At 68.0% G+C, this 24712-nt stretch carries 25 protein-coding genes and 1 pseudogene; 19 read left to right on the top strand and 7 right to left on the bottom strand.

Features of this window, described 5'->3' with window-relative positions; translation table 11 throughout:
• The first annotated feature begins 261 nt into the window (after positions 1 to 261).
• The 9 genes and pseudogenes from fsa to H531_RS0102875 all read left to right on the top strand — a co-directional run bounded on the left by fsa (position 262) and on the right by H531_RS0102875 (position 8314).
• Complete coding sequence (gene fsa, locus H531_RS0102825) at positions 262 to 933, top strand: fructose-6-phosphate aldolase (protein ID WP_022797848.1); 672 nt, start codon at positions 262 to 264, stop codon at positions 931 to 933.
• Positions 930 to 2210: a transcription termination factor Rho gene (rho, locus tag H531_RS0102830; RefSeq protein ID WP_022797849.1), complete on the top strand. Its 1281-nt coding sequence runs from the start codon at positions 930 to 932 to the stop codon at positions 2208 to 2210. Before fsa ends, rho begins: the two co-directional genes overlap by 4 nt.
• Before the next feature lie 115 nt (positions 2211 to 2325).
• Positions 2326 to 3468, top strand: coding sequence for a peptidoglycan DD-metalloendopeptidase family protein (locus H531_RS0102835; protein WP_439332788.1), 1143 nt, complete (start codon positions 2326 to 2328; stop codon positions 3466 to 3468).
• A gap of 152 nt (positions 3469 to 3620) precedes the next feature.
• Entirely contained in the window at positions 3621 to 4502 is an 882-nt protein-coding gene (pdxS, locus tag H531_RS0102840; protein ID WP_022797851.1) for a pyridoxal 5'-phosphate synthase lyase subunit PdxS, read from the top strand.
• 25 nt (positions 4503 to 4527) lie between these two features.
• A pseudogene (locus H531_RS14435) lies at positions 4528 to 5391 on the top strand (cation transporter); the annotation flags it as partial.
• A gap of 18 nt (positions 5392 to 5409) precedes the next feature.
• Positions 5410 to 5532, top strand: coding sequence for a hypothetical protein (locus H531_RS15075; RefSeq protein ID WP_022797855.1), 123 nt, complete (start codon positions 5410 to 5412; stop codon positions 5530 to 5532).
• A gap of 112 nt (positions 5533 to 5644) precedes the next feature.
• Positions 5645 to 6310, top strand: a complete 666-nt coding sequence (locus H531_RS0102865; RefSeq protein WP_022797856.1) for a DUF4397 domain-containing protein — start codon at positions 5645 to 5647, stop codon at positions 6308 to 6310.
• Positions 6297 to 7037, top strand: a complete 741-nt coding sequence (locus tag H531_RS0102870) for a class I SAM-dependent methyltransferase (RefSeq protein WP_022797857.1) — start codon at positions 6297 to 6299, stop codon at positions 7035 to 7037. The genes H531_RS0102865 and H531_RS0102870 overlap by 14 nt, the downstream gene beginning before the upstream one ends.
• A 5-nt stretch (positions 7038 to 7042) precedes the next feature.
• On the top strand, positions 7043 to 8314 hold the full coding sequence (locus tag H531_RS0102875; RefSeq protein WP_022797858.1) for an alpha/beta fold hydrolase: 1272 nt from the start codon (positions 7043 to 7045) through the stop codon (positions 8312 to 8314).
• On the opposite strand, the gene H531_RS0102880 is transcribed toward H531_RS0102875, so the two are convergent.
• Positions 8229 to 9632 carry a phytoene desaturase family protein gene (locus tag H531_RS0102880; protein WP_022797859.1) on the bottom strand — a complete coding sequence of 468 codons (1404 nt, stop codon included), beginning with the start codon at positions 9630 to 9632 and terminating at the stop codon, positions 8229 to 8231. The two genes, H531_RS0102875 and H531_RS0102880, sit on opposite strands and share 86 nt — an antisense overlap.
• A 96-nt stretch (positions 9633 to 9728) precedes the next feature.
• Here H531_RS0102880 and H531_RS0102885 point away from each other — a divergent pair, with 96 nt between their 5' ends.
• A complete protein-coding gene (locus tag H531_RS0102885) occupies positions 9729 to 11174 on the top strand; it encodes an SDR family oxidoreductase (RefSeq protein WP_022797860.1) in 1446 nt (481 codons plus the stop codon).
• Here the strand turns inward: H531_RS0102885 and H531_RS13805 are convergent.
• A complete protein-coding gene (locus tag H531_RS13805; RefSeq protein ID WP_245540651.1) occupies positions 11095 to 11349 on the bottom strand; it encodes a hypothetical protein in 255 nt (84 codons plus the stop codon). The two genes, H531_RS0102885 and H531_RS13805, sit on opposite strands and share 80 nt — an antisense overlap.
• A 53-nt stretch (positions 11350 to 11402) precedes the next feature.
• On the opposite strand from H531_RS13805, the gene H531_RS14230 reads away from it, so the two are divergent.
• The 6 genes from H531_RS14230 to pdxT all read left to right on the top strand — a co-directional run bounded on the left by H531_RS14230 (position 11403) and on the right by pdxT (position 14712).
• Positions 11403 to 11531: a bacteriorhodopsin-like gene (locus H531_RS14230; protein ID WP_245540652.1), complete on the top strand. Its 129-nt coding sequence runs from the start codon at positions 11403 to 11405 to the stop codon at positions 11529 to 11531.
• 78 nt (positions 11532 to 11609) lie between these two features.
• Positions 11610 to 12233, top strand: coding sequence for an SDR family NAD(P)-dependent oxidoreductase (locus H531_RS0102895; RefSeq protein ID WP_028490611.1), 624 nt, complete (start codon positions 11610 to 11612; stop codon positions 12231 to 12233).
• Positions 12234 to 12764 carry a flavin reductase family protein gene (locus H531_RS0102900; RefSeq protein ID WP_022797861.1) on the top strand — a complete coding sequence of 177 codons (531 nt, stop codon included), beginning with the start codon at positions 12234 to 12236 and terminating at the stop codon, positions 12762 to 12764. It abuts the gene before it with no gap.
• A complete protein-coding gene (locus H531_RS0102905) occupies positions 12765 to 13280 on the top strand; it encodes a YceI family protein (RefSeq protein WP_022797862.1) in 516 nt (171 codons plus the stop codon).
• Positions 13277 to 14113, top strand: coding sequence for a UV DNA damage repair endonuclease UvsE (gene uvsE, locus H531_RS0102910; protein WP_022797863.1), 837 nt, complete (start codon positions 13277 to 13279; stop codon positions 14111 to 14113). Before H531_RS0102905 ends, uvsE begins: the two co-directional genes overlap by 4 nt.
• Before the next feature lie 23 nt (positions 14114 to 14136).
• Positions 14137 to 14712, top strand: a complete 576-nt coding sequence (pdxT, locus tag H531_RS0102915) for a pyridoxal 5'-phosphate synthase glutaminase subunit PdxT (protein WP_022797864.1) — start codon at positions 14137 to 14139, stop codon at positions 14710 to 14712.
• Here pdxT and asnS read toward each other — a convergent pair.
• Genes asnS through hisS form a run of 5 tightly spaced genes read right to left on the bottom strand, consistent with a single transcriptional unit; the run spans position 14709 to position 20780 of the window.
• Positions 14709 to 16025 (bottom strand): asparagine--tRNA ligase, encoded by a 1317-nt coding sequence (gene asnS / locus H531_RS0102920; RefSeq protein WP_022797865.1) that lies wholly within the window; start codon positions 16023 to 16025, stop codon positions 14709 to 14711. The two genes, pdxT and asnS, sit on opposite strands and share 4 nt — an antisense overlap.
• Before the next feature lie 12 nt (positions 16026 to 16037).
• A complete protein-coding gene (locus H531_RS0102925; protein ID WP_022797866.1) occupies positions 16038 to 16868 on the bottom strand; it encodes an HAD family hydrolase in 831 nt (276 codons plus the stop codon).
• The gene (locus tag H531_RS0102930) at positions 16865 to 17761 is read right to left on the bottom strand and encodes a PhzF family phenazine biosynthesis protein (protein WP_022797867.1); all 897 of its coding nucleotides are present in this window, start codon (positions 17759 to 17761) and stop codon (positions 16865 to 16867) included. Before H531_RS0102930 ends, H531_RS0102925 begins: the two co-directional genes overlap by 4 nt.
• A complete protein-coding gene (gene aspS, locus H531_RS0102935; protein WP_022797868.1) occupies positions 17754 to 19499 on the bottom strand; it encodes an aspartate--tRNA ligase in 1746 nt (581 codons plus the stop codon). Before aspS ends, H531_RS0102930 begins: the two co-directional genes overlap by 8 nt.
• A 24-nt stretch (positions 19500 to 19523) precedes the next feature.
• The gene (hisS, locus tag H531_RS0102940) at positions 19524 to 20780 is read right to left on the bottom strand and encodes a histidine--tRNA ligase (RefSeq protein ID WP_022797869.1); all 1257 of its coding nucleotides are present in this window, start codon (positions 20778 to 20780) and stop codon (positions 19524 to 19526) included.
• Positions 20781 to 20851: 71 nt separating this feature from the next.
• Here hisS and H531_RS0102945 point away from each other — a divergent pair, with 71 nt between their 5' ends.
• The 3 genes from H531_RS0102945 to H531_RS0102955 are packed head-to-tail and all read left to right on the top strand — an operon-like array spanning position 20852 to position 24633.
• Positions 20852 to 22561: an ABC transporter substrate-binding protein gene (locus H531_RS0102945; RefSeq protein ID WP_022797870.1), complete on the top strand. Its 1710-nt coding sequence runs from the start codon at positions 20852 to 20854 to the stop codon at positions 22559 to 22561.
• Between the two features lie 51 nt (positions 22562 to 22612).
• Positions 22613 to 23641 carry an ABC transporter permease gene (locus tag H531_RS0102950; protein WP_022797871.1) on the top strand — a complete coding sequence of 343 codons (1029 nt, stop codon included), beginning with the start codon at positions 22613 to 22615 and terminating at the stop codon, positions 23639 to 23641.
• The gene (locus H531_RS0102955) at positions 23641 to 24633 is read left to right on the top strand and encodes an ABC transporter permease (protein ID WP_022797872.1); all 993 of its coding nucleotides are present in this window, start codon (positions 23641 to 23643) and stop codon (positions 24631 to 24633) included. The genes H531_RS0102950 and H531_RS0102955 overlap by 1 nt, the downstream gene beginning before the upstream one ends.
• The last annotated feature ends 79 nt before the right edge of the window (positions 24634 to 24712 follow it).

Below are 24712 nucleotides of genomic sequence, written 5' to 3' on the forward strand. Positions count from 1 at the left end.
CTGGCCCTTTCCTCCCGCGGCTCCGGGGTGATCTTCCCGCCTGCCCTCACCGCCGAGCTCCCACCCTCCCCGGCTCGCTTGAGGCTTTTGGGCAGGGGTACTCTCCCCATCCTCGCCTTTACAACCTGTGCCCCCTGGGGTAGAATCCCCCGTTGGCGGCTAAGGCCATGCTAGCAGCCTTTCCCCTCCCTTGACAACCGCCCGGCAAGGTCTGCTAGACTCAGGCTAAGCCGATCCTCTTCCCGCCAAAAGGAGCCCAGCATGGAGCTTTACTTGGACACCGCGAACTTGGAGGAAATACGGGAGATCGCCGGTTGGGGGGTCCTCTCCGGGGTGACCACCAACCCCACCTTGGTAGCCAAGGAGTTTTCCGCCCGGGGGGAGCGGCTAACCCTTGAGGGGTTCGCCCGGCACCTCCGGGCCGTCTGCGAGGCGGCGGGAGGGCCTGTTTCTGCGGAGGTGACGGCCCTCGAGGCCGAGGCCATGGTGGCGGAGGGGAGGCGCCTGGCGGAGATCCATCCCCACATCGTGGTCAAGCTCCCCACCACCGTGGAGGGCCTCAAGGCCTGCAAGCGGCTCTCCGCCGAGGGGGTTCGGGTCAACATGACCCTCATCTTCTCGGCCAACCAAGCCCTCCTCGCTGCCCGGGCTGGGGCCAGTTACGTGAGTCCCTTTTTGGGGCGCGTGGACGACATCTCCTGGGACGGAGGGGAGCTTCTCCGGGAGATCGTGGAAATGATCCAGGTCCAGGATCTCTCCGTCAAGGTCATCGCCGCCTCCATCCGCCATCCTCGGCACGTTACCGAGGCGGCCCTTCTGGGGGCGGACATCGCCACCATGCCCTACCCCGTCTTCCAGCAGCTCTTGAAGCACCCCCTTACCGATCTCGGCCTTAGGCGGTTTATGGAGGACTGGGAGAAGGTTAGGCCATGAGGAGGAAAGCGGAAACCCCAGAGGCGCCCCTCTCCTACCAGGAGCTTTCGGCCAAGATCCTTCCCGAGCTCCATCTCCTGGCCCAGGAGGCGGGGATTGAGAACTACAAGCGGATGAAGAAGGACCAGCTGATCATGGCCCTCCTGGAGCGGCAGACCCAGGGGGAAGGCCTGCAGCTGGTGAAGGGCTACCTGGAGATCAGCCCCGATGGCTACGGGTTCCTGACGGAGAACCTTTACAACCTGGAGTCCCGGGTGGCCATCGTCTCCGCCGGGCTCATCCGCCAGTACGCCCTAAGGAGCGGGGACTACATCGTGGGCCGGGCCCGCCCACCCCGGGAGAACGAGCGCTACGCCACCCTCTTCAAGGTGGAGGCGGTGAACGACCTGGACCCGGAGGCGGCCAAGAACCGACCCCGCTTTGACGAGCTCATCCCCCAGTTCCCTGACCGGCAGATCCGGCTGGAGACCACCCCCGAGGAGCTCTCCACCCGGGTCATTGACCTCCTGGCCCCCATCGGGAGGGGGCAGCGGGGGCTCATCGTGGCCCCGCCCAAGGCGGGGAAGACCACCCTCCTCAAGAAGATCGCCAACGCCGTCCTCAAAAACGAGCCCGACATCAAGGTGATCGTCCTCCTCATTGACGAGCGGCCCGAGGAGGTAACGGACTTCCGGGAAAGCGTTCAGGGCGCCGAGGTCATCGCCAGCACCTTTGACGAGCCGCCCCAGAACCATATCCGGGTGGCCGAGTTCGTGCACGAGCGGGCCAAGCGGATCGTGGAGGAGGGGGGGCACGTGATGATCCTCCTGGACTCCATCACCCGCCTGGCGCGGGCCAACAACCTGGTGACCCCGCCCACGGGGCGCACCCTCTCCGGGGGGTTGGACTCGGCGGCCCTGTACTTCCCCAAGCGCTTTCTGGGGGCGGCCCGGAACATCCGGGGCGGCGGGAGCCTCACCATTCTCGCCACCGCCCTCGTGGAGACGGGTAGCCGCATGGACGACGTGATCTTTGAGGAGTTCAAGGGCACGGGCAACATGGAGCTTCACCTGTCCCGCCGCCTCGAGGAGCGCCGCATCTTCCCGGCCATAGACATCCTGAAGTCCGGCACGAGGCGGGAGGAGCTCCTTTTGGGCGAGGAGGTGGTCCACAAGATGTGGCTTCTGCGCAAGGTCCTGGCGGACATGGACCCCGCCGAGGCTATGGAGATGCTCCTCTCCCGCCTGGCCCGCACCAAGAGCAACCGGGAGTTCCTGGCTTCCCTGGCGGCCCGCTAGGGGGGTTGCCTTCCCGCCCGGGGGGCTGGTATGATCCCCCCGGGTTTAGGCTTTGGGTTGGAGGTGAGCGTTGCGGGAAATCCTGGTGATCTTATGCCTGTTTTCGTGTTCCGGGGTGGTTTTCGCCAAGTTGCCCATTCTGAGCCCCCTTCCCCTTCCCGAGGCCACGGTGGAGGTAGACCGGGCGGCCAGGAAGGGCTGGGTTCTCTACCAGGTGCGCCCGGGGGACACCCTGGCGGGCATCGCCGCCCGCTTTGGCGTAGACCCTAGGCACATCCAGTGGTCCAGCGGCCTCAAGGACGACCGCCTCCAGGTCGGGCAGGAGCTCCGCATCCCCCTGGTGGCGGCTGAGGAGCGGGAACCCCGCGTGCCTCCCGGGGTGGAGGTCTACCGGGTGCGCCCCGGGGATACCCTGGCCTCCCTGGCCCAGCGCTACGGGCTTTCTCCCCTGGATCTGGTCTCGGCCAACCCCTCGCTGGAAAGCCTGGACCGGCTGGTGGCGGGGAGCGTGATCTACATTCCCAAAGGGGCCAAGGGGCTTCTCGTGTCCCTGCCGGAAGGGGAGACCCTGGTGGACCTGGCGGGCCGCTTCGGCCTCTCCCCGGTGGCCGTGGCCCGGGCCAACGGCATTCAGGACCCCACGGAGCTTAGGCCCGGGGACCTCGTCCTCCTCCCCGGGATCCGGGCCAGGACCACCTACCAGCGGCTTCTCGCCAAGCAGGAGGAGGAGCGTCAGGCCCGCCTCGAGGCCGAGCGCAGGCGCCAGGAGGAGGAAAGGCGCCTGGCCGAGGAAAGGCGGCGGCAGGAAGCCCTGAGGCAGGCCCGGCTTCGCCAGGCCCAGGCCCCCAAACCCCAGGTGCGCCGGGTGAGCTACCAGGAGGGGGGGCTGCGTTGGCCCCTTTCGGGCTTTCGCATCACCACCTATTTCGGTCAGCGGGGGGCCTTCCAGCGCTTCCACACCGGGATAGACCTCGCGGCCCCCTACGGGACCCCCATCGCGGCCGCCAAGTCCGGGCAGGTGGAGGTGGCGGGCTGGAGCGCTTTGGGCTATGGCTTCCACGTGATCCTGGACCACGGCGGTGGGGTGGAGACCCTTTACGCCCACCTCTCCCGCATCGCCGTGCGGCCCGGGGAGTGGGTGGAGGCGGGCCAGGTGATCGGCTATGTGGGCTCCACGGGCTGGTCCACGGGGCCCCACCTGCACTTTGAGGTGCGGGTGGGTGGGGTGCCGCAAAACCCCCTGGCCTACCTGCCCTGAGGTTATACGATGGTTTTGCAACATGGGATGGCCAAACTAGGGCCCTAAGGAGGCCCTTTCGGGGCTTGGCCGCGGTGGGGTACTAAGGCCCGCGCCCTTCGTAGCCCCCTCCCTTGACGCGGTTAAGGGTAGGCTAGAGGATGGGAGGCGGCATGGAGAAGGGAACCTTCCAAATCAAGACGGGCTTCGCCGAGATGTTTAAGGGCGGGGTGATCATGGACGTGACCACCCCCGAGCAGGCGGTGATCGCCGAGGAGGCGGGGGCGGTGGCGGTGATGGCCCTGGAAAGGGTGCCCGCCGACATCCGGGCGCAGGGCGGGGTGGCCCGCATGTCCGACCCCAAGCGGATCAAGGAGATCATGGCCGCGGTGTCCATCCCCGTCATGGCCAAGGTGAGGATCGGCCACTTCGTGGAGGCCATGATCCTCGAGGCCATCGGGGTGGACTTCATTGACGAGTCCGAGGTGCTGACCCCCGCCGACGAGGAGCACCACATTGACAAGTGGCGGTTCAAGGTGCCCTTCGTCTGCGGCGCCCGGGACCTGGGGGAGGCCCTAAGGCGCATCGCCGAGGGGGCGGCCATGATCCGCACCAAGGGGGAGGCGGGCACGGGCAACGTGGTGGAGGCGGTGCGCCACGCCCGGGCGGTGTGGAAGGGGATCCGCTACGTCCAGTCCCTCCGTGAGGACGAGCTCATGGCCTACGCCAAGGAGATCGGGGCGCCCTTGGAGCTCGTGAGGTGGGTCCACGAGCACGGCCGCCTCCCCGTGGTGAACTTCGCCGCTGGGGGGATCGCTACCCCCGCGGACGCCGCCCTCATGATGCACCTGGGCATGGACGGCGTCTTTGTGGGGAGCGGCATCTTTAAGTCCGGCGACCCCAAGAAAAGGGCCCGGGCCATTGTGCGGGCCGTGACCCACTACAACGACCCCGAGGTCCTGGCCGAGGTGAGCGAGGACCTGGGCGAGCCCATGGTGGGCATCAACCTGGACCAGCTTAGGGAAGAGGAAAGGCTTGCCAAGCGGGGCTGGTAGGGCGGTTTGATGCTACCCTGGGGGCATGGAGGCCCCCAGGGTGCACGCCTTCCAGGTGGAGGGCCTAGACTGCGCCTCTTGCGCCCGCAAGGTGGAGGCCGCCCTTAAGGAGGTGCCGGGGGTGGTGGGGGTCCAGGTGAGCTATGCGAGCGGCAAGGCCTACCTGGCCCTGGAGGGAGAAGGCACCCTCAAGGCGGCCGAGGCCCGCCTCAGGTCCCTCGGCTACCGGCTTCGCGCGCAGCGGGAAGGGGGGCTTTCCGGGCCCTGGGAAGCGGGGGGCTCCTCCTTCTGGCCTTCCTCCTGGATCCTTTCTTTCCTTTGGGCCCCGGGCCCTACGCCCTCGCCGCTTCGGTGGGGGTTTTCCCCGTGGCCCTAAGAGGGTTTCGTGGCCTCCGCAAAAACCCCTTCAGCATGCAGGTCCTGGTGAGCCTCGCCGCCTTTGGAGCCCTGACCATCGGGGCGGCGCAGGAGGCGGCGGTGGTGGTCTTCCTTTTCCTGGTGGGGGAGGTCCTCGAGGCCCAAGCCCGGAAGGCCCTCTTCTCCCTGGGAGGCCTTCTCCCGAGGCGGGCGCTCCGGGTGAAGGGAGAAGGGGTGGAGGAGGTGCCCCTTTCCGCCTTGAGGGTGGGGGACCGGGTGCGGCTTTACCGGGGAGCCCCTCCCCAAGGCCAAGGGGGTGGGGGAGAGGGTCTACGGGGGAAGCCTCCTCGTGCGGGTGGAGCGCCTTCCGGAAGAGGGGTTCCTTGCCGAAGAGGCCCTTTTGCAGAAGGCGGAGGTGGAGCGCCTCGTAGATGCCTTTAGCCGCCGCTACACGCCCCTTGTCCTCCTCCTTGCGGCCCTCGTGGCGTTTGTGCTTCCCCTCTTTTGGGGGGACTTCCGGGGCCACCTCTACTAGAACATCGCTTTTGCCGTGGGGCTCAAAGGGCTTTTCCTCCTCGGCCTCACCGGGCTTTGGCCTGCCCTCCTCGCCGACCAGGGGGCTTTGCTCCTGGTGACCCTTAACAGCCTGCGCCTCCTTTGGTTCAGGAGGTGAACCCCTGTGCCGGGAGATCTCGGTGGCGTGGAACGATTTTCGGTAAGGTTTTTGTAGTCCAGGGCAAGGTAGGCCTTCCCTTCGCCTGCTACCTTCGTGCCAGGAGGGAAAGATGAAAAGGTTCTTTGGCCTGATCGCCCTTTTGGCTTTGGCGGGCCTGGCCCTGGCCCAGGGGGCCATGGTGCGGGTGGCCCACCTCTCCCCCGACGCCCCGGCGGTGGACGTCCTGGTGAACGGGCAGAAGGCCATCACGGGCCTGGCCTTCAAGCAGGTTACCCCCTACATTCCCCTTCCCGCCGCCAAGGTGAGGGTGCAGGTGGTGCCTTCGGGGCAGGGGTCTCCCGTGGTGATAGACGCCGAGCTGGACCTCAAGGAGGGGGTCTACTACACCGTGGCCGCCACGGGCTTCCTGGCCCAGATCCAGCCCCAGGTCTACACGGACCTCCTTTCGGGCTTCTTCCCTCGGGCGGGCTACGCCAGGGTCCGGGTGGTCCACGCTTCCCCCGACGCCCCGGCGGTGGACGTGGCGGTGAAGGGGGGGCCGGTGCTCTTCGCCGGGCTTCCCTTCCCCCAGGCCAGCACCTACCTCTCGGTGCCCGCGGGGACCTACGACCTCGAGGTCCGGGCGGCCGGCACCTCCACCGTGGCCCTGGCCCTTCCCGGGTTCACTCTTGAAGGCGGGAAGATGTACACCGTGTTCGCCCTGGGAAGCCTGAAGGCGGGCACCCTTACCGCGGTGGCCGTGGTGGACGCCACCGTCCTCGGTGGGAGCCGCTAAGGCCCCTAAGCCTCCCTTCCCGGGGCCTCCCCCTTGGCTTCTCCCCCTCCTCGCCTGCCCCTTCTGCCGGGGGCCCCTCCGCGAGGAGGGGCGCTGCCGTGGGTGTGGCCGGGTTTTTCCGCGGAAGGGGGAATTTCTGGACCTCCGGGCCTTCCGGGAAAGGCCCCTTCTGGCCCTCCTCAACCGGTTCCCCCCCGTGGCCCTGGGCTACGACCTCTGGAGGGTTCGGTCTACGGGCCTCCTCTCCGGGGGGCGCCTGGACCTCGCTGGGGAGCTTAACCTCCTCAAGGGGTGGCTTCTCCCCACGGGAGGGCCTTTTCTGGACGTGGGCACGGGGACCGGCGTCTACCGGGAGGCCCTGGGGGAGGGGATGGTGGGGGTGGACCCTTCCCCTGTCTTCCTCAAGGTGGCTCAAAGGCGCCGCCCTGGGGCCTATCTCCTCGCCCACGGGGAAAGGCTTCCTTTCCGGGACGGGGCCTTCGGGGGGGTGGCCATCGGGCCCACCTGGAACGAGTTTTTGGACCCCGTGGCGGCGGCCCGGGAGGCGAGGCGGGTACTTAGGCCCGGCGGGAGGCTCTTCGGCCTCCTCCTTCTGGGGCCGGGAGGCCCTTGGGGGCTTTTCCGCCCCACGCCGCAGGCCTTTCTTCCCCTCCTGGAAGGGGCGGGGTTCCGGGGGGAGGTCCGCAGGCTGGGCCGGCTCGGCCTCGTCCTCGCCGAGGTAAGGTGAGGGGCATGAAGCGGCTCTTGGCCTTCTCCGCCGCCCTCCTCCTGGCCCTCGGCCAGGAGTACCGGGCCCTCCCCGGGGCGAATACGGGGAGGCCGGACCTGGACCATAGCTACGCCCTGGTCTACCCGGCTCCAAATCCCCGGGCCATTCTCCTCCTGGTGCCCGGGCTTCTTGGGGGGAGCACCAACTTCGCCCTCCTGGCGGAGCACCTTAGGGCTAGGGAGCCTGGCCTCGAGGTCTGGGCCTGGGAGAGGCGCGCCAACGGCCTCGAGGACCGCTCAGGCTTCCTCCTGGAGGACCCCATGGCCTACTACCGCGCCCTTGCCCTCCCTGACCTTTCCCCCTTGCGGGGGTGGGGCCTGGAGGTGCACCTTAAGGACCTGGACCTGGCGGTGGAGGCGGCAAGGGCCCGCGCCCCCGTGGTCCTCGCGGGCCACTCCCTGGGCGCGGCCCTTGCGGGGCTCTACGCCCTCCTCCACGGGGAAAAGCTTTCCGGGCTCGTTCTCCTGGACGGGGCGCCCGGGGTAGTGCCCCTTGCGGAGGAGGCCTTTTATGAGGGGGCGGACCTCCCCTTCGGGCGGCTTGTGGGCTACCGGGCCTTCCTGCGGGGGGAGGGGAGCCCCGTCTTGGCGTGGCCGGGGCTTGGGCCTAAGGAGCTCGCCCTGGCCGAGGCGGAGGCCTTCCTTGCGGCCAGGAGGCCTGAGGAGACCCTCCCCTTCGGGCCCTACCGGGCCACCCGGGAGGCCTTGGCCCTTCTCCGGGTGGACGACGACTACAGCCTCTTCCCCGTCTTCAGCGTGAGCGCGGGGCGGGCCTGGGCCAGGGAGGGCCTGAGCCTCCTGGGGCTACTCCAGGGGAGAATCGTCTTCACCCCAAGGGGGCCAAGGGCGGGCCCCATCGCCTGGCGGGACACCGGGGAGGCCACGGATCCGAGGGCCTTTTTAAGGGCCTTCGCCCTTCCAGAGACCGGCTTTTCCGAGTGGTACTTCCCCTACCGGCTCCTCCTGGAGGTGGGGGGGTATCCCTACATCCTCCCGGGCCTCAAGCCCCGGGCCCTCCCCTACCCCCTCCTTGCCCTGGGGGCCGGGCGGGGCCTCTACCCGAAGGCGGAGGATTTCCCTTTAGGGGAGCTCTTCCCGGGGACGGAGGTGCGCCTTTGGGTCCTTCCCGGCCTCACCCATTTGGACCTCCTCACGGAGCGGGAGGGAAGGACGGCCGGGATTCTCCTTCGCTACCTGAAAGGCCTAGGGCTTGGAGGGCCAGGCGGGCCGCCCTAAGGCCGGAAAGGGCCGCGGCGGGGACGCTCTGCCCCGGGAAGACTCCTTCCCCCACCCGGAAGACGTTGGGGAAGGGCCGCACCCGGGGGAAGCGGAAGGGGTGGGTCTGGGGGAACCCCCCCACCCAGGCCCGCCCGGCGAAGCGAGCGTAGGTCCTAGGGGTGCCGAAGAGGAGGAACTCCGCCTCCCTCAGCCCGGGAAGGAGGGCTTCCCCCAGGCTTAGGGCCATCCCTCCCCACCGGGCCTTGAGCGCCCTGTACTCCTCCCGGGAAAGCCCCTCCCAGAGGCCGAGGGGGGTGTGGAGGCTTAGGGCGAAGGCCGTCTTCTCCCCCTCGGGGCGCAAGGAGAGGAAGGCGAAGGGCCTCTCCCCGGCGTTTTGCCGGAAGTAGGGGGGGGAGGCCTTAAAGGGCAGGACCCCGTGGACCACGAAGGCCCCCCAGGCGTCCTTGGGGGCCCTAAGGGGAAGGCCAAGGAGGGGGGCGAGGGGGACGTCCAGGACGAAGAGGTCGGCCTCCACCACCTCCCTTTCCCCCCGCCGCCTTCCCCCGTAGGCCACCTCTACGGCCCAGGCCCGCCCCTCCCGCAGGAGGAGCCTCTCGGCCCGCGCCTTGTAGCGCACAGGGATCCCTTCGGCCAGGGCCTCCGCTACCCGCCCCACGCCCCCCGGCACCAGGGCGGGGCCCATGTGGGGGAGGTCCAAGGCGAGGGCAGCGTAGAGGGCGTAGGTGCGATGGGCCTCCGCTTGGCTTGCGATGAGGAGCTGGGCGTCCAGGAAGCGGAGGAAGTGGGGGTCCTGGGGGGCCCGGTGGACCGCCTTCAAGAAGAGGTCGGGAAGGAGGGGAAGGAGCCGGGGAAGGAGGGGGAGAAGGCGGGGAAACTCCTCCCTTTCCGGGGGCCAGGGGAGGCGGGGGGCGAGGGCGAGGAGGGCCTGGGCCCTAGCCTCCTGCCACGCCCAGAAGGGGAGGACCTGGGGGCCGAAGAAGTCTCGCTGGGCCTCCCGCTCCGCCTTTCGCCCCACGGGGCGCACCACCTCCCCCCGGGGTAGGTGGACCGCCATAAGGGGGAAGCCCTCAGGGAAGGGTTCCACGGGGAAGCGCACCCCTAAGGCCTCCGCCACCAAGGCCAGGGGGGCCCCAGGGGCGAAGCCGGAAAGCAGGGTGGCCCCGGCGTCCAGGCGGTAGCCCCGGTGGTAGAAGCTCCCGGCGAGGCCCCCCGGGTAGGTGTGGGCCTCCAAGACCCCAACCTCGAGGCCCGCCCGCCTTAGGGCCCTGGCCGCCACCAGCCCGCCGATGCCCGCCCCCACCACCAAGGCCCGCACGGGGCCTAGGGTAGCCCCCGCGTTCGGGAAAGACCTTGGCCTGGACCATGGTCCCCCGCCACCCTTCCCCGAGGAGAGCGCGGGTATGCTTGGAGCGTGCGCGTCCTAGTTACGGGGGCCACGGGCTACGTGGGGGGGAGGCTGGTGCCGAGGCTTCTGGAGAGGGGCCACCAGGTGCGGGTCCTGGTACGGGACGAGACCCGCCTCCGGGGGCGCCCCTGGGCGGGGCGGGTGGAGGTGGTGCGGGGGAGCCTCGAGGACGAGGGGGCCCTCAGGCGGGCCCTGGAGGGGGTGGAGGCCGCCTACTACCTGGTCCACGCCATGCTTTCGGAAGGCCCCTTCCAGGAGGCGGAGCGCCGCCAGGCGGAGGCCTTCGCCCGGGTGGCCCGCGAGACGGGCCTGGGGCACGTGGTCTACCTCGGGGGTCTCCTGCCCAAGGAAGGCCGGCCCTCCCTTCACCTCCAAAGCCGGGCCCAGGTGGGGGAGATCCTGAGGGCAAACCTCCCCGCCACGGAGTTCCGGGCGGGGCCCATCGTGGGCTCAGGGTCCGCCAGCTTTGAGATGGTCCGCTACCTCACGGAGCGCCTTCCCCTCATGGTGGCCCCCCGCTGGGTGCTGAACCCCGTCTCTCCCATCGCCATCCGGGACGTGCTGGCCTATTTGGTCCTGGCCCTGGAGCGGGGGCCTTCCGGCGTGGTGGAGATCGGCACGGAACCCCTCTCCTTCAAGGCCATGATGGAGACCTACGCCGAGGTCCGGGGGCTTAAGCGGGTCATCCTGCCCGTCCCCGTGCTTGCCCCAAGGCTCGCCGCGCTGTGGGTGGGTCTGGTGACCCCCATCCCCAACCGGCTCGCCCTACCCCTGGTGGAGGGGATCCTCCACCCCCTGGTGGCGGACACCGCCCGGGCCAAGGCCCTTTTCCCCGAGGTTTCCCCCATCCCCTACCGCAAGGCGGTGGAGCTCGCCTTGGAAAGGATTGCCCTGGGCGAGGTGGAGACCCGCTGGTCCGGGGCGCTTTACGGGCCGGGCTACCGCCTCGAGGACCGGGAAGGCCTCATCCGCGAGGTCCGCGTCCTCCACGCCAAGGCCTGCCCCGAGGCCCTCTTCCGGAGCTTTTCCTCCTTAGGGGGAGAACGGGGCTGGCTCGCCTGGAACTGGGCCTGGGCCCTGAGGGGGCTTCTGGACCGCCTCCTCGGGGGGCCGGGCCTGAGGCGGGGGAGGCGCCACCCCACCGAGCTCCTCCCCGGGGAGGCGGTGGACTTCTGGCGGGTGGAGGCAGTAGAGCCTCCCCGGCTCCTCCGCCTGCGGGCGGAGATGCGCCTGCCCGGGCGGGCCTGGCTGGAGTGGGAGGCCCGGGAGGAGGAAGGGGGGAGCCTCCTCGTCCAGACCGCCTACTTTGAGCCCAAGGGCCTCACGGGCTTCCTCTACTGGTGGGCCCTCTATCCCCTGCACCGGCGGATCTTCAGCGACCTGGCGCGGGCCATCGTGCGCGAGGCCGAAGCCCAAGCCAAAGCTCCACCACGAGGAGGTGGGGCGGGGTGAGGGCGAAGACCGCGCCCATGTAGGCAGCGAGGGGGTCCATGGTCCGGGGGTAGAGGAGGAGGGCAAGGCCCACACCCCCGAGGGTGGCCCCATAGACCCAAAGCCACTCTCGTCCCCGCACCCCGGCGAGCCGGAGGCTTTTCAGGCTGTGCTCCAGGAGGAAGTAGCCCGCCAAGGTGGCGTAGGGGTGGGCCAGGAGGGCGAGGAGGAAGAGGGGATGCCCAGAAGGTGGCCATCCAGCTTGGGTACAGCCTGGCCGACCTCATGGCCAAGCCCGTCTACGGCCTTCTCATCTTCGCCATTGCCCGGGCCAAGAGCCTCGAGGAGGGCTTCGGGGAGGGGGTCAAGGCCGCCTGAACGCCTGAAGGCGGCCCGCCCGGGGCTTTTCTCCCTGCCCTACAAACCGCGGCCGTCCCAGGTCCTAGCCTGAAGGCCATGCGCGTCCTCATCGCCGGAGCCACGGGGGGCCTAGGCGGCGCCTTTGCCCGGGCCCTAAAGGGGCACGACCTCCTCCTCGTGGGGCGGCGGGTCCAGGTCCTCAGGGCCTTGGCCCAGGAGGTGGGGGGGAAGCCCCTTCCCGCCGAGCTTGCCGACGAGCTGGAGGTGAGGGCCCTTATGGAGGAGGTGGGGCCTCTGGACCTTCTCCTTCACACGGTGGGATGGGCCGCCAGGGCGAGGGTGCGGGAGGTGGGCCGGGACCTTCTGGAGGGGATGCTCGCCGCCCACTTCCTCACCGCCGCCCTCCTCCTCAAGCACGCCCGCTGGCAGAGGGGGGCGAGGGGGGTCTTCTTCGGCGCCTACCCTGCGTACGTCCGGGTCCCCGGGTTCGCTGCCTATGCCGCGGCCAAGGGGGCCCTCGAGGCCTACCTCGAGGCGGCCCGGAAGGAGCTCGCCCGGGAGGGGGTACACCTCGTCCTGGTGCGGCTGCCCGCCGTGGCCACGGGCCTTTGGACGCCCCTCGGGGGCCCCCCTAAGGAGGCCCTCTCCCCGGAGGAGGCGGCCCGGAGGGTGCTGGAGGGGGTCCTCGAGGAGTCTCCCCCGGAAGTCCTGGAGGTCTAGGTGTACCGGGCCTTCTTCTATCCCATGCGCCTGGCCCTCCTCGCCGTGGGGCGGAACTTCATGCCCATAGCCTGGTGGATGCCCGCTTCTAAGGAGCCCTTCCGCTTCCTCCTCGCCGTGGACCGCAAGAACCACACCCTAGGCCTCCTTCGGGAGCTTTCCGAGGCAGCCCTCGCCTTCCTCCCCTGGGAGGAGAGGGCCTGGGTGGTCCGGGCGGGTTACCTCTCGGGGCGGAGGGTGGACAAGGCCGAACGCCTTGGGGTCGCCTTGCGCCCTGCCCGGCGCCTCGCCCACACCCAAGTGCCCGAAAGGGCCCTCGCTGTTTACGAGATGCGCGTCTTGGAGTGGCCTTCGGACGGGGACCACGCCCTTTTTCTGGGAGAGGTGGTCCACGTGGAGGGTTCTGCAAAGGCCAAGCAGCGCCCCATCCTCTTCCTGGGCTTCCGAGACTACGCCACCTTGGGCGAGCGCTGGAGCTTTAGTCCTAAGCGCGCCAGGTCCCTTCCTTCCTTGGGTGAGGGGGAAGTCTAAGTGAGGAAGATCCTCGTTTTGGTGTGCTTTTTGCTCCTGGCCCAGGCCCAGGCCCCCTACGCCGTGGCGGGGGTGGCCCGGTACCGGGGCTACTATCCCCTGGGAAGCTGGGAGGGCGTGAACCCCACGGCCCGGGGAGAGGTGCTTTGGGATGGGCTGGAGAAGGCCTCGGGAAAGGTCTGCCTAAAGCAGGCGGCCTGGAACTCGGGCAACGGCGAGCGGGACAGGAAAGCCCTGGAGATCCTGAAGGCTGGGGAGCACCCCGAGGCCTGCCTCTACCCCAAAAGGGCCTACCGGGAAGGCCCCAGGTTCGTGGTGGAAGGGGAGCTGGAGATGGTGGGGAAGAGGCTTCCTGTGGAGATCCTAGGGGAGCTTCGGGAGGCCCCCGGGGGCCTTTGGTTTTCGGGGAGCTTCTCCACCCGCTTCTCCCAGTGGGGGCTCAAGCGGCCCCGCTTCCTTTTCCTCGAGGTCCGGGACGAGGTGGAGGTCTTCCTCGAGGCCGAGGTCTTGCGGTGATCCGCCTGGGCTACCCCTGCGAGAACCTCACCCTAAAGGCCACCACCAACCGCACCCTGCGCCTCGCCCACCTCACCGAGGAGAGGGTGCGGGAGAAGGTGGCGGAAAACCTCCGGGACCTGGAGAGGATCCTCGGCTTTAACGCCGCCTCCGGTTTCGCCCTCTTCCGCCTCGGCCAGCACCTCATCCCCTTCGCCTCCCACCCCCTCTTTCCCTACGACTGGGAGCGGGCCCACAAGGAAGAGCTCGCCCGCCTCGGGGCCCTGGCCAAAAGCCTCGGCCAGCGGCTCTCCATGCACCCTGGGCCCTACGTGAACCCGGGAAGCCCGGACCCCAAGGTGGTGGAGCGCTCCCTGGCCGAGCTCCGCTACTCGGCCCGGGTGCTCGCCCTCCTCGGGGCGGAGGAGGGGGTCTTGGTGCTCCACCTGGGCGGGGCCTACGGAGAGAGGAAAAGGGCCCTCCGCCGCTTCGTGGAGAACCTGCGGGGGGAAAAGGAGGTCTTAAGGTTCTTGGCCCTGGAGAACGACGAAAGGCTCTGGAGCGTGGAAGGGGTCCTGGAAGCGGCGGAGGCCCTGGGGGTGCCGGTGGTGGTGGACACCCTCCACCACGCCCTAAACCCCGGGAGGGTTTCCCTGGCGGAGGCCTTTCGCCTGGCCTTTTCCACCTGGCGGGGCCGGCCCAAGGTGCACCTCTCCAGCCAGGACCCCGTGAAGCGCCCCGGGGCCCACGCCTTCCGGGTGGCCCGGGAGGACTGGGAGAGGCTTCTTGCCGCCCTCCCGGGCCCCGCCGACGTCATGCTGGAGGCCAAGGGCAAGGAGAAGGCCCTGCCTTGACAGCAAGGACCGCAGGGACGAGGATGAGGGGCGTGGTCGGCGTGCTGGCGCTACAGGGGGATTTTCGCGAGCACAAGGAGGCCCTTAGGCGGCTCGGGGTAGAGGCCCGGGAGGTGCGGAAGCCCGAGCACCTCGAGGGCCTCAAGGCCCTTATTATTCCGGGAGGCGAGTCCACCACCATCGGCAAGCTCGCCCGGGAGTACGGCCTGGAGGAGGCGGTGCGCAGGCGGGTGGAGGAGGGCACCTTGGCCCTCTTCGGCACCTGCGCCGGGGCCATTTGGATGGCCCGGGAGATCCTGGGCTACCCGGACCAGCCCCGCCTCGGCGTTCTGGACGCCGCCGTGGAGCGGAACGCCTTTGGGCGGCAGGTGGAAAGCTTTGAGGAGGACCTGGAGGTAAAGGGCCTCGGCCCCTTCCACGGTGTCTTCATCCGGGCTCCCGTCTTCCGCAGGCTGGGGGAGGGGGTGGAGGTCCTGGCGAGGCTTGGGGACCTTCCCGTCCTGGTGCGCCAGGGAAGGGTCCTCGCCAGCAGCTTCCACCCCGAGCTCACGCAGGACCCCCGCCTCCACCGCTACTTCCTGGAGCTCGCCGGGGTCTAGGGCCGCATCCTCGTGTACATCCTCGGGAAGGGGATGGCCTCCCGCACGTGGGCGAGCCCGCAGATCCAGGCCACGGTGCGCTCCAGGCCCAGCCCAAACCCCGAGTGGGGGACGCTTCCGAAGCGGCGGAGGTCCAGGTACCACCCGTAGACCTCCTCGGGGAGGCCGAACTCCTGGATCTTGCGCCTTAGGAGGTCCAGGTCGTGGATCCTTTGGCTTCCCCCGATGATCTCCCCGTACCCCTCGGGGGCGAGGAGGTCGTCGTTTAGGACGAGTTCGGGGTCCGAGGGGTCCGGCTCCATGTAAAAGGCCTTGATGCGGGCTGGGTAGCGCTCCACGAAGACGGGCCGGTCAAACTGGCGGCTTAGGGCCGCCTCGTGGGGGGCCCCGAAGTCCTCGCCGTAGGGGAGGGGGGGGACTTCGGGGTCCTCTTCGGCGATCCGGTTCACCCGGGCCACGGCCTCCTTGTAGGTGAGCCTGGGGTAATGGCCTTCCGCGGCAGGCTCCAGGGCCTTTGGGTCCCGCCCCAAAAGCTCAAGCTCCCTAGGACGCCTCTCCAGCACCCGGCCCACCAGGAAGCTCACCAGCTCCTCCTGGAGGTCCATGTTTTCCTCGTGGGTCATGAAGGCCACCTCGGGCTCCACCATCCAGAACTCCAAAAGGTGGCGCCTGGTTTTGGAGCGCTCCGCCCGAAAGGTGGGGCCGAAGGTGTAGACCTTGGCAAAGGCCAAGGCCCCGGCTTCGGCGTAGAGCTGCCCCGACTGGGAGAGGTAGGCCTTTTCCCCGTCAAAGAGGTCCACCTCAAAGAGGTCGGTGGTGCCCTCCACGGCGCTTGGGGTGAGGATGGGGGCGTCAAAGCGGAGGAAGCCCCTTTGCCCAAAGAACTCGTGGATGGCCCTCTCTAGCTCGTCCCGGATCCGCATCACGGCGAAGGGCCTGCGGTGGCGTAGCCAGAGGTGGCGGTGGTCCAGGAGGAAGTCAATGCCGTGCTCCTTGGGGCCGATGGGGTACTCCTCCTTGGGCCGGCTCACCACCTCGAGGTTCCGGACGGCGAGCTCAAACCCCCCGGGGGCCCTCGCGTCCTCCCGTACCCGGCCCCACACCCTGAGGGCGGTCTCCTGGGGCAGGTGGTCCGCCTCCCGGAAGGCCTCTTCCGGCACCTCCCCTCTGACCACCGTGGCCTGGAGGAAGCCTGTGCCGTCCCGGAGGATGAGGAAGTGGATCCTGCCCTTGGAGCGCCGCTGGTAGACCCAGCCCCGGAGTTCTACCTCCTGGCCCACGTGGCGGGCGATCTCGTGGATGAAGACCCGCATACCGCCTCCATCCTAAAGGAAGGGAGGGTTCTTCCGGAGCGCGGCCAAGGCCTCCGCCAGGCCGCAGGCCTCCACGGGGGCCACCACCTTCCTGGCGGCCCGCTTCACCGAGGGGGGGGCGTTGCCCATGGCGATGCCCATCCCCACGGCCCGGATCAGCTCCAGGTCGTTCTCCCCATCCCCCACCATGGCGCACTCCGCCAAGGAGAGGCCGTAGGCCTCCGCCACGAGGCGGGCGGCCGTGAGCTTGCCCACGCCCACCTTGGTGAGGGAGACGAACCGCACCCCCGGCATCTTGGGGCTTTCCGCCACGTGGGCCTGAAGCTCAGGAGGAAGGCCCTCCAGGAAGGCCTCCAGGGGGGCTTGGGCCCCGGCCAGCACCTGGAGGCGCACCAGGGGGGAGGGAGGCCTAAGGAGGTCGGCCCCTTCGGCCTCGAGGCCCAAAAGCGCCTGGTGGGCCAGGAGGAGGGGGCTATCCCCCTCCACGAAGAAGCCCCCTTCCGCCGTGTACCCTTCCAAGGGGAGGGAAAGCCTCCTTGCCAGGCGAACGGCCTCCCGGGCCGGCCCTTCCGGGAGGGCCTCCACGTGGAAGGGCCTGGCGGGTGGCTCGTGGGGGTCCTGGGCGAGGGCGAGGACCACGGCCCCCGACTCGTACACGTGGAGGCCTGCGGGGGCAAGCCTTCGGGCGAGGGAAAGGGCCTCCCCCCGGCCGGGCCTCCCCGTCACCAGGGCGAACCGAACCCCTAGGGCCCTCAGGGCCTCCACCTCGGGCCAGACGCAAGGGGGCACCCCGTCCTTGCCCACCAGGGTGCCGTCCACGTCCACGAAGACCAGGCGGATCACGCCAAGTCTCCCGTGGCCACCACCACCGCCTCTCCCCCGATCTGTACCGCGTAGGGCAGGCCAGTGGGGCTGTATTCCACCAGGACCTCCACCACCCCGGGATTCCCCAGGCGGTGCCCCTGGTAAACGGTGAGCCGCACCTCTCCCTCCCGTCTGGGCACCACCCCGGCCCGGGCGAGGAGGGCCCCCAAGGCGGCGTTGGCCGAACCTGTGACCGGGTCCTCGGGGATGCCGAGGAGGGGGGCGAAGTCCCGAGCGTAGAAGCTCCTCGGGCCCATGGGGGCGTAGGCGTGCACCGTGGCCACCTCCAGCCTGCGGGAGACCTCGGCCAGGGCCGGCATCTCCGGCTCCAGGGCGTCCACCACCCCGGGGGCCACGAGGGGCACGAAGAGGCTCCAAAGCCCGGTATAGGCGATGCCGTAGGGCAGGCCCCGGTGGAGGTAGCGTTCGTCGGTGCCTAGGGCCTCGAGGGCCGCCCTAAGGGCAGCGAAGGGGGGGAGGTCGCGGAAGCGCGGGGTGGGGCCCCGCACCCGGGCCTTCCTGGGCTCCCCTCCCTCGTACTCCACCTCCACCGGCAGGGCCTCCGTGGGCGTGTGCAGGTAGAGGCGGGTGGCCCCCTCGGGGGCCAGGCCCAGCCGCACCAGGGTGAGGCCCAGGGCCACCGCCGCATGGCCGGAAAACTCCACCTCTCCCGAAGGGGTGAAGAAGCGGACGCCAAAGGCCGCGCCTCGCCTCTCCGTGAGGAAGGCGGTCTCGGGCAGGGCCAGCCTCTTGGCGACCCGCTGCATCTCCTCGGGGCTCATTCCCCGGGCGTCCAGGACGATGGCCACCCGGTTCCCCGCCCCCGGGGCGGGGGCGAAGGCGTCCACGAGGGCGTAGGGAATCCTAGCCATGGGGGATCACCATGAGGCCGAGCTCCCTCAGTTGCTCCTCGGACACGGGGCTCGGGGCGCCCGTAAGGGGGTCCTTCCCCTCCTTGTTCTTGGGGAAGGCGATGACCTCGCGGATGGAGGGGCTTTCCGTCATGAGGGCGAGGAGCCGGTCCAGCCCCCAGGCGATGCCCCCGTGGGGCGGGGCGCCGTACTCCAGGGCCTCGAGGAAGAAGCCGAACTTCTCCTTTTGCTCCTCCTCGCCGAGGCCGAGGAGCCGGAAGATCCGGGCCTGGAGGCTAGGGTCGTGGATGCGGATGGACCCCCCGCCCACCTCCACGCCGTTTAAGACCAGGTCGTAGGCCAGGGCCCGCACCCTCCCGGGGTCTTCCTCCAGGAGGGCGAGGTCCTCGGGGTGGGGGCTGGTGAAGGGGTGGTGCATGTAGGTCCAGGCCCCTTCCTCCTCGTCCCACTCCAAAAGGGGGAAGTCCACCACCCAGAGGAAGCGAAACCCCTCCTCCCTTAAGTCCAGGAGGTCGGCCAGCTTGAGCCGCACTGCTCCCAGGGCCTCCGCCGCCACCCTAAGGCTCCCCGCCACGAAGAGGAGGGTGTCCCCCGGCTTGGCCCCGGTGGCCTTAAGGAGGGCCTCCCGGACAGGCTCTAAAAACCTGGCCACGCCCCCCGAGAAGCCCCCTTCCTCCACCCGGGCCCAGGCCAAGCCCTGGGCCTTGTACCTTCTCGCCACCTCCTCCAGCTCGGCGATCTCCTTGCGGGAAAGGGCCTTGGGGAGGGCGAGGGCCTTGACCCGTTCCGCCTCCCGGAAGACCCGGAACTCGCTCTCCCGGAAGAGGGGCCCCACCTCCTTAAGCTCTAGGCCAAAGCGGAGGTCGGGCTTGTCGGAGCCGTAGCGCTCCATGGCTTCCCCGTAGGAAAGCCTGGGGAAGGGGAGGGGAAGCTCCACCCCCAGGGCCTCTCGGAAGACGTGGGCCAGGAGGCGCTCGTTCAGGGCGAGGACGTCCTCCACCTCCACGAAGCTCATCTCCAGGTCCAGCTGGGTGAAGTCGGGCTGGCGGTCGGCCCTTAAGTCCTCGTCGCGGAAGCAGCGGGCGATCTGGAAGTAGCGGTCCAGCCCCGCCACCATCAGCATCTGCTTGAAGAGCTGGGGGGACTGGGGCAGGGCGTAGAAGAGGCCGGGCTCCTGGCGGTAGGGCACCAGGAAGTCCCGGGCCCCTTCCGGGGTGCTCTTGGTGAGGAAGGGGGTCTCCACCTGGACGAAGCCCTCCCGGTCCAGGAAGTCCCAGATGGCCTTGATGACCCGGTGGCGCAGGCGGAGGTTCTCCTGCATCCGGCGCCTTCTTAGGTCCAGGTAGCGGTACCTGAGGCGGAGCTCCTCATGGGGTTCCTTCTCCTCCTCCCCCCGCCAGCCCGCGTCCACGGGGAAGGGGGGAGTCTTGGCCTCGGCGAGGACCTCGAGGACCTTTAGCTCCACCTCCACCGCCCCGGTGGCCAGGCGGGGGTTGGGCTCGGGGCGGCGGCGCACCACGCCCCAGGCGCGCACCACCCACTCCGGGCGCACCCGCTCGGCTACGGGGTAGGCGGGGCTTTCCGGGTGGGCCACCAGCTGGACCAGGCCCTCCCGGTCCCTCAGGTCCAGGAACACCAGGCCCCCCAGGTCCCGGCGGCGGTTCACCCAGCCCTCGAGGACCACCTCCTGCCCCACGTGGGCTTCCCTCAGGCTTCCGGCGTAGTGGGTGCGGCGCATAATCCCTTAAAGCTTACCGGATGCTCATCCCAAGGTGGAAAGGAGAAAGCCCGCCACCTCCGGGATGGCGAGGCGCACCTGCTCCCCGGTGGCGAGGCGCTTCAGCGTGAGCTCCCCCGCCCGGAGCTCGTCCTCGCCCAAAAAGCCCGCGAAGGCCGCGTTTCGCCTCAGGGCCTCCTCCACCCCCCTGCCGGGTTTGCGGGGGGAGAGGGCGTACTCCACCCGGAGGCGGGGCCTCAAGGCCTCGGCCACGTAGAAGGCCTCCTCTACCGCCTCCTCCGTGAGGGGGACGAGGTAGAGGTCGGGGCCCCTTTCCTCTTGAGGCGCGAAGCCCTCGGCCTCGAGGGCTAGGGCCACCCGCTCCACCCCGAAGGCGAAGCCCACGCCCGGGACCCGGGGTCCCCCGAGAAGCTCGGAAAGCCCGTCGTACCGCCCCCCGCCTCCCAAGGCGGACTGGGCCCCGATCTCCTCGTGGTGCACCTCAAAGGCGGTGCGCACGTAGTAGTCCAGCCCCCGCACCAAGGCGGGATCCAGCTCGTAGGGGACGGAGAGCCTTTCCAGGTGGCGCTCTACCCTTTTGAGGTGGGCCCTGGCCTCTTCGCCTAGGAAGTCCAGCATAGGCTTCACCCCCAGGGCCTCGAGGAGGGCCTGGTCCCTCTCGCTTTTGGAGTCCAGGATGCGCATGGGGTTGAGCGAAAGGCGCTCCTTGGAGTCCTCGGAGAGGGCCTCCCGGTGGGGGGCGAGGAGTTCCCTGAGGTAGGCGTTGTACCGGGCCCGGTCCTCGGGGTCCCCCACGGAGGAGAGCTTCACCTTGAGGCGCCTTAGGCCCAGCTCCTTCAGGCACTCGTAGAGGAGGACGATGGCCTCGGCGTCCAGGATGGGGCTTTCCGAGCCCAGGGCCTCGTAGTTCACCTGGTGGAACTGGCGGTACCGCCCCTTCTGGGGCCTCTCTGCCCGAAACATCGGCCCCGCCATCCAGAGCCTGACGGGCTGGGGCCAGACCTTCATCCCGTGCTCCAGGTAGGCCCGGACCATGGCGGCGGTGCCCTCAGGGCGCAGGGTGAGGGAACGCCCGCCCCGGTCCTGAAAGGTGAACATCTCCTTGCGCACGATGTCCGTAGAGGCGCCCACCCCCTTTTCAAAGACCTGGGTCTCCTCAAAGACGGGGGTGATGAGCTCTAGGGCCCCTGCCGCCTCCAAGACCTTTCTGGCGGTGGCCACGATGTGCTGGTGAAGTTTGAGCTCCTTGCCGAAGAGGTCCTTGGTGCCCCGAACCGCCATACCCTTCCACTTTACAAGCTGGGGCGGCCTGCATAAACTGGGGGCGTCCGTGGAGGACGAGGGAGGCGTTTATGAAAGGAGCAGCTTTGGGCGCATTGGTCCTGGCCATGGGGCTCGCCTGGGCGGCGGTGCCGACGAACACCCTGCTTTACATGGAGTCGGCGGACATCCCTACCCTGGACCCGGGAGCTACCTACGACACGGCCAGCGGGGCTTTGGTGGAGAACATCTACGAAACCCTGGTTACCTACAAGGGTAAGAGCGTGAGCGAGCTCCAGGGCCTGCTGGCCACGAGTTGGACCATCTCCGGGGACGGAAAGGTCTATACCTTTACCCTTCGCAAGGGTGTGAAGTTCCACTCGGGCAACCCCTTTACCTGTGAGGACGCGGAGTACACTTTCCGCCGCAACCTGGTTACCAACAGCCCGGAGTCGGGAAACTGGTTCCTGGCGGAGAGCCTCCTGGGTACCTCCGCTAACGCAGCGGATGACCCCTCCATTACCTGGAACCGCATTGCCCGGGCGGTGCAATGCGATAGGGAAGGGCGCCTGGTCTTCACCCTTCCCAAGCCCGATCCAGCCTTCCTGGCCAAGCTCGCCTTTGCTGGGCAGTCCATTGTGGACAAGAAGTGGGCCATCAGCCTGGGGGAGTGGGATGGTACGGAGAAGACGTGGAAGAGCTGGGTGGGAAAGGATCTGACCGACTCCGAGCTATCCAAAAAGCCCTCGGGTACAGGGGCTTACCGCTTGGCCAGGCGGGACGCCAACACCGTGGTTCTAACTGCTTTCCCCGAGTACTGGGGGGGCAAGCCCAAGATTGAAAACGTCATCTTCCAAATCGTTAAGGAGCAGGCAACCCGCATTGAGGCCCTGAAGAAGGGGGATGCAGATGCGGTGGAGACCGGCCCTCGGCCTGTCCTAGCCCAGCTTCAAGGGGTACCGGGCCTCAAGATCATGGACGATATTCCTAACAATACCGCCACCGCCATCTTCATGAACCAGAAGATCGGCAATCCCGAGTATCTGGGGTCGGGTAAGCTGGATGGCAAGGGCATCCCCGCCAATTTCTTTGCCGACGTAAACGTACGCAAAGCTTTTAACTACGCCTTCGATTATGATCGCTACATCAAGGAGGTGCTTCAGGGCAAAGGGGTGAAGCGGACCATGCTTTTGCCCGAAACCTTCTTTGGCTACGACCCCACCCTTCCTACCTATACCTATGACCCTCAGAAGGCCACGGCTTACTTCAAGAGGGCTTTCGGGGGCAAGCTCTGGGAGACGGGGTTTGTTTTAAAGGCCACCTACAGGGCCGGGGCCCAGGCGGCGCAGACCGCCATGGAAATCCTTAAGGCCAACGTGGAGAAGCTCAACCCCAAGTTCAGGGTGGAACTGGTGGCCAAGCCCTGGTCCGACCTCCTGAAAGAGAGCCGCACGGGCGGGGTCCCGATGATCATCATCGGTTGGGCTCCGGACTACGCTGACCCTGACAACTTCCTTTACACCTTCTACCACTCCCAGGGGTACTACCACCCGCGCTCTAACTGCTCCGACCCGGTCCTGGACAAGCTCCTGGATCAGGCCCGCCAGACCACGGACCGCGAGAAGCGCAAGGTGCTGTACCGCCAGGTTGGCCTCAGGGCTTACGAGGTCGCCTGCTACATCAACGTTCCGGCCGGGCTTGGCTTCATCGTGTACAACGAGAAGCTAAAAGGTGTAGAGGAGAACTTTAACCCCATGTTCTCCAACTACTTCGGTACATATTTCCGTAATCTGTCCAAGTGAATCCCCTTAGGGGCCCCGCGGCTAGGCCGCGGGGCTCCCCTCCGCGGTGCCATGCTGGCTTTCCTTGTACGCAGATTGCTTTCGCTACCCTTGGTCCTCCTTGCCTTAAGCCTGGCCATTGTGGGCCTGCTCCAGTTCCTCACGCCAGAGCAGCGGGCCGTGGCCTTTGTGCAGAACGAGCAGCAGTTGAGAAACCTGGACAAGGTGATCCGGGAGAAGGGTCTGGACCAGCCTTTCTGGGTCCAGTACGGGAGCTGGCTGAAGGAGGCCCTCCGGGGCAACCTTGGCTTCTCTAAGGCCTCTAACAAGCCGGTGGTGGATACCATCAAGGAGCGCTTTCCGGCCACCCTCGAGCTGGCTCTCTTCGCCAGCGTGCCCATCATCCTGGTGGGGGTGTGGCTTGGCACGTTGGCCGCCTTGCGCAAGGACACCTGGCTGGATCAGGCGGCTAGGGTTTTCGTGGTGGTGGCCTATAATGTGCCCACCTTTGTCATGGGCATCCTGCTCCTGGTCATCTTCTATGGGTTTTTAGGGCTGGCTCCTGGTCCCGGGCAACTTTCGCCCGAAAATCAGATAGAACTAATTTTGAATCCCATTCCCCGAAGGACAGGGATGCTTTCTGTGGACGCGCTTTTGGCAGGAAACTGGAAGGTTTTCTGGGACGTGCTTCACCACCTGATCCTGCCTGTGGCTACCCTGACCACGGTGTCCAGCGCCACACTTCTTAAGGTGACGCGCTCTTCCATGCTGGAGGTGCTTTCCCAGGATTACATCCGCACCGCCCGGGCCAAGGGGTTGCCCGACCGGGTGGTCAACCTGAAGCATGCCCGCCGTAATGCCCTTTTGCCTGTGATTACCTTGGCCAGCTTCACGGTGATGGGCCTGCTCTCGGGAGCCGTGATTACCGAGACCATCTTCGCCTACCCCGGCATCGGCTCCTGGGGGGCTCAGGCGGCCACCTTGTTTGATGTGCCCGGCATCATGGGCTTCGCCTTGCTCACGGCGGTGATCACGGTTCTGGTTAACCTGGTTACGGATATCCTTTATGCCTTAGTGGATCCCCGGGTGAGGTACGACTGATGCGAGGCCGCTTCTTCAAGCGCTTCTTCAGGAACCGGCTGGCCTGGCTGGGCCTGCTTCTCGTGTCCGCCTACTTCCTTGTTGCCCTTTTCGCCCCCCTCATCGCTCCGCCCAGACCTGTGGGCAACAACTGCCTGCGGGACCTGGGGGCGAAGGCCACCGCGGAGGTCTACGACCCTCTGGGTCCGGTCTTCTGGAGGGCGCTTTTGGCTACGCCTGCCAGCTGCTACCAGATCGCCCGAATTAACTACCGCCCCGAGCCTTCGCCGCCCCTGGGGCCTGTGGAGACGGAGGTCGGCGTGGTGCGGCCGCTTCTGGGTACCTCCAGCGGTTATGACGTTTTCTACGGCTTGGTCTGGGGTACCCGGACGGCCCTGCGCCTGGCCCTGGTGGTGGTGGCGCTCCAGTTTCTGGTGGGGGTGGTGGTAGGTGCGGTGAGCGGCTATTTCGGCGGGGTGGTGGACAACGTGATCCAGCGTGTCCTGGAGGTTATCTTTGCCTTCCCCAGCTTTGTTCTCATCATGGTCATCACCACCCTGTTGGGACCGAGCCTCGAGCACATCATCTTGGCCTTTGTGTTGGTGGGCTGGGCAGGGTATGCCCGTGTGGTGCGGGGGGAAGTGCTACGCGTCCGGGCTCTGGACTTCGTAGAAGCGGCCCGGGCCATGGGCGCCTCCCATACGCGCATCATCGTTCGGCATATCCTTCCCAACAGCCTCACGGCAGCTACAGTGGTCGCCGTGTTGGACCTGGGTTCCGTGCCCCTCTCCGCTGCAGCCCTTTCCTTCCTGGGTATCGGCCTCCCCGTGGGTTATGCGGACTGGGGCCAGCTCGTGGCCTTTGCGCGGAGCTGGATCCAGGGGCCTCCAGGCAACCCCCTCGGGTATTGGTACGTGAGCTTCTTCCCTGCCCTCACCATCGTACTCTTCGGCCTGGGGTGGAACCTTTTAGGGGATGCGGTGCGGGATGCCTTGGATCCCCGGAGCCCGTAGCCCCTGTGCGCCGCATGGCCCGCCGCCCCTCCGGATGGGGCGCGAGCCCCTTCTTTGGCTTGCGCCTTGCCTATGCCCC

Source organism: Thermus islandicus DSM 21543 (genome assembly GCF_000421625.1).
Taxonomy (GTDB): Bacteria; Deinococcota; Deinococci; order Deinococcales; family Thermaceae; genus Thermus; species Thermus islandicus.

Excerpts from the sequence above, each read along its gene's own strand:
- aspS (WP_022797868.1), bottom strand. The coding sequence starts at position 19,499 with ATGCGCCGCACCCACTACGCCGGAAGCCTGAGGGAAGCCCACGTGGGG.
- H531_RS0102955 (WP_022797872.1), top strand. The coding sequence starts at position 23,641 with ATGCGAGGCCGCTTCTTCAAGCGCTTCTTCAGGAACCGGCTGGCCTGG.
- H531_RS0102895 (WP_028490611.1), top strand. The coding sequence starts at position 11,610 with ATGCGCGTCCTCATCGCCGGAGCCACGGGGGGCCTAGGCGGCGCCTTT.
- pdxT (WP_022797864.1), top strand. The coding sequence starts at position 14,137 with ATGAGGGGCGTGGTCGGCGTGCTGGCGCTACAGGGGGATTTTCGCGAG.
- H531_RS0102950 (WP_022797871.1), top strand. The coding sequence starts at position 22,613 with ATGCTGGCTTTCCTTGTACGCAGATTGCTTTCGCTACCCTTGGTCCTC.
- asnS (WP_022797865.1), bottom strand. The coding sequence starts at position 16,025 with ATGCGGGTCTTCATCCACGAGATCGCCCGCCACGTGGGCCAGGAGGTA.
- H531_RS0102875 (WP_022797858.1), top strand. The coding sequence starts at position 7,043 with ATGAAGCGGCTCTTGGCCTTCTCCGCCGCCCTCCTCCTGGCCCTCGGC.
- H531_RS0102930 (WP_022797867.1), bottom strand. The coding sequence starts at position 17,761 with ATGGCTAGGATTCCCTACGCCCTCGTGGACGCCTTCGCCCCCGCCCCG.
- H531_RS0102865 (WP_022797856.1), top strand. The coding sequence starts at position 5,645 with ATGAAAAGGTTCTTTGGCCTGATCGCCCTTTTGGCTTTGGCGGGCCTG.
- hisS (WP_022797869.1), bottom strand. The coding sequence starts at position 20,780 with ATGGCGGTTCGGGGCACCAAGGACCTCTTCGGCAAGGAGCTCAAACTT.
- rho (WP_022797849.1), top strand. The coding sequence starts at position 930 with ATGAGGAGGAAAGCGGAAACCCCAGAGGCGCCCCTCTCCTACCAGGAG.
- fsa (WP_022797848.1), top strand. The coding sequence starts at position 262 with ATGGAGCTTTACTTGGACACCGCGAACTTGGAGGAAATACGGGAGATC.
- pdxS (WP_022797851.1), top strand. The coding sequence starts at position 3,621 with ATGGAGAAGGGAACCTTCCAAATCAAGACGGGCTTCGCCGAGATGTTT.
- H531_RS0102945 (WP_022797870.1), top strand. The coding sequence starts at position 20,852 with ATGAAAGGAGCAGCTTTGGGCGCATTGGTCCTGGCCATGGGGCTCGCC.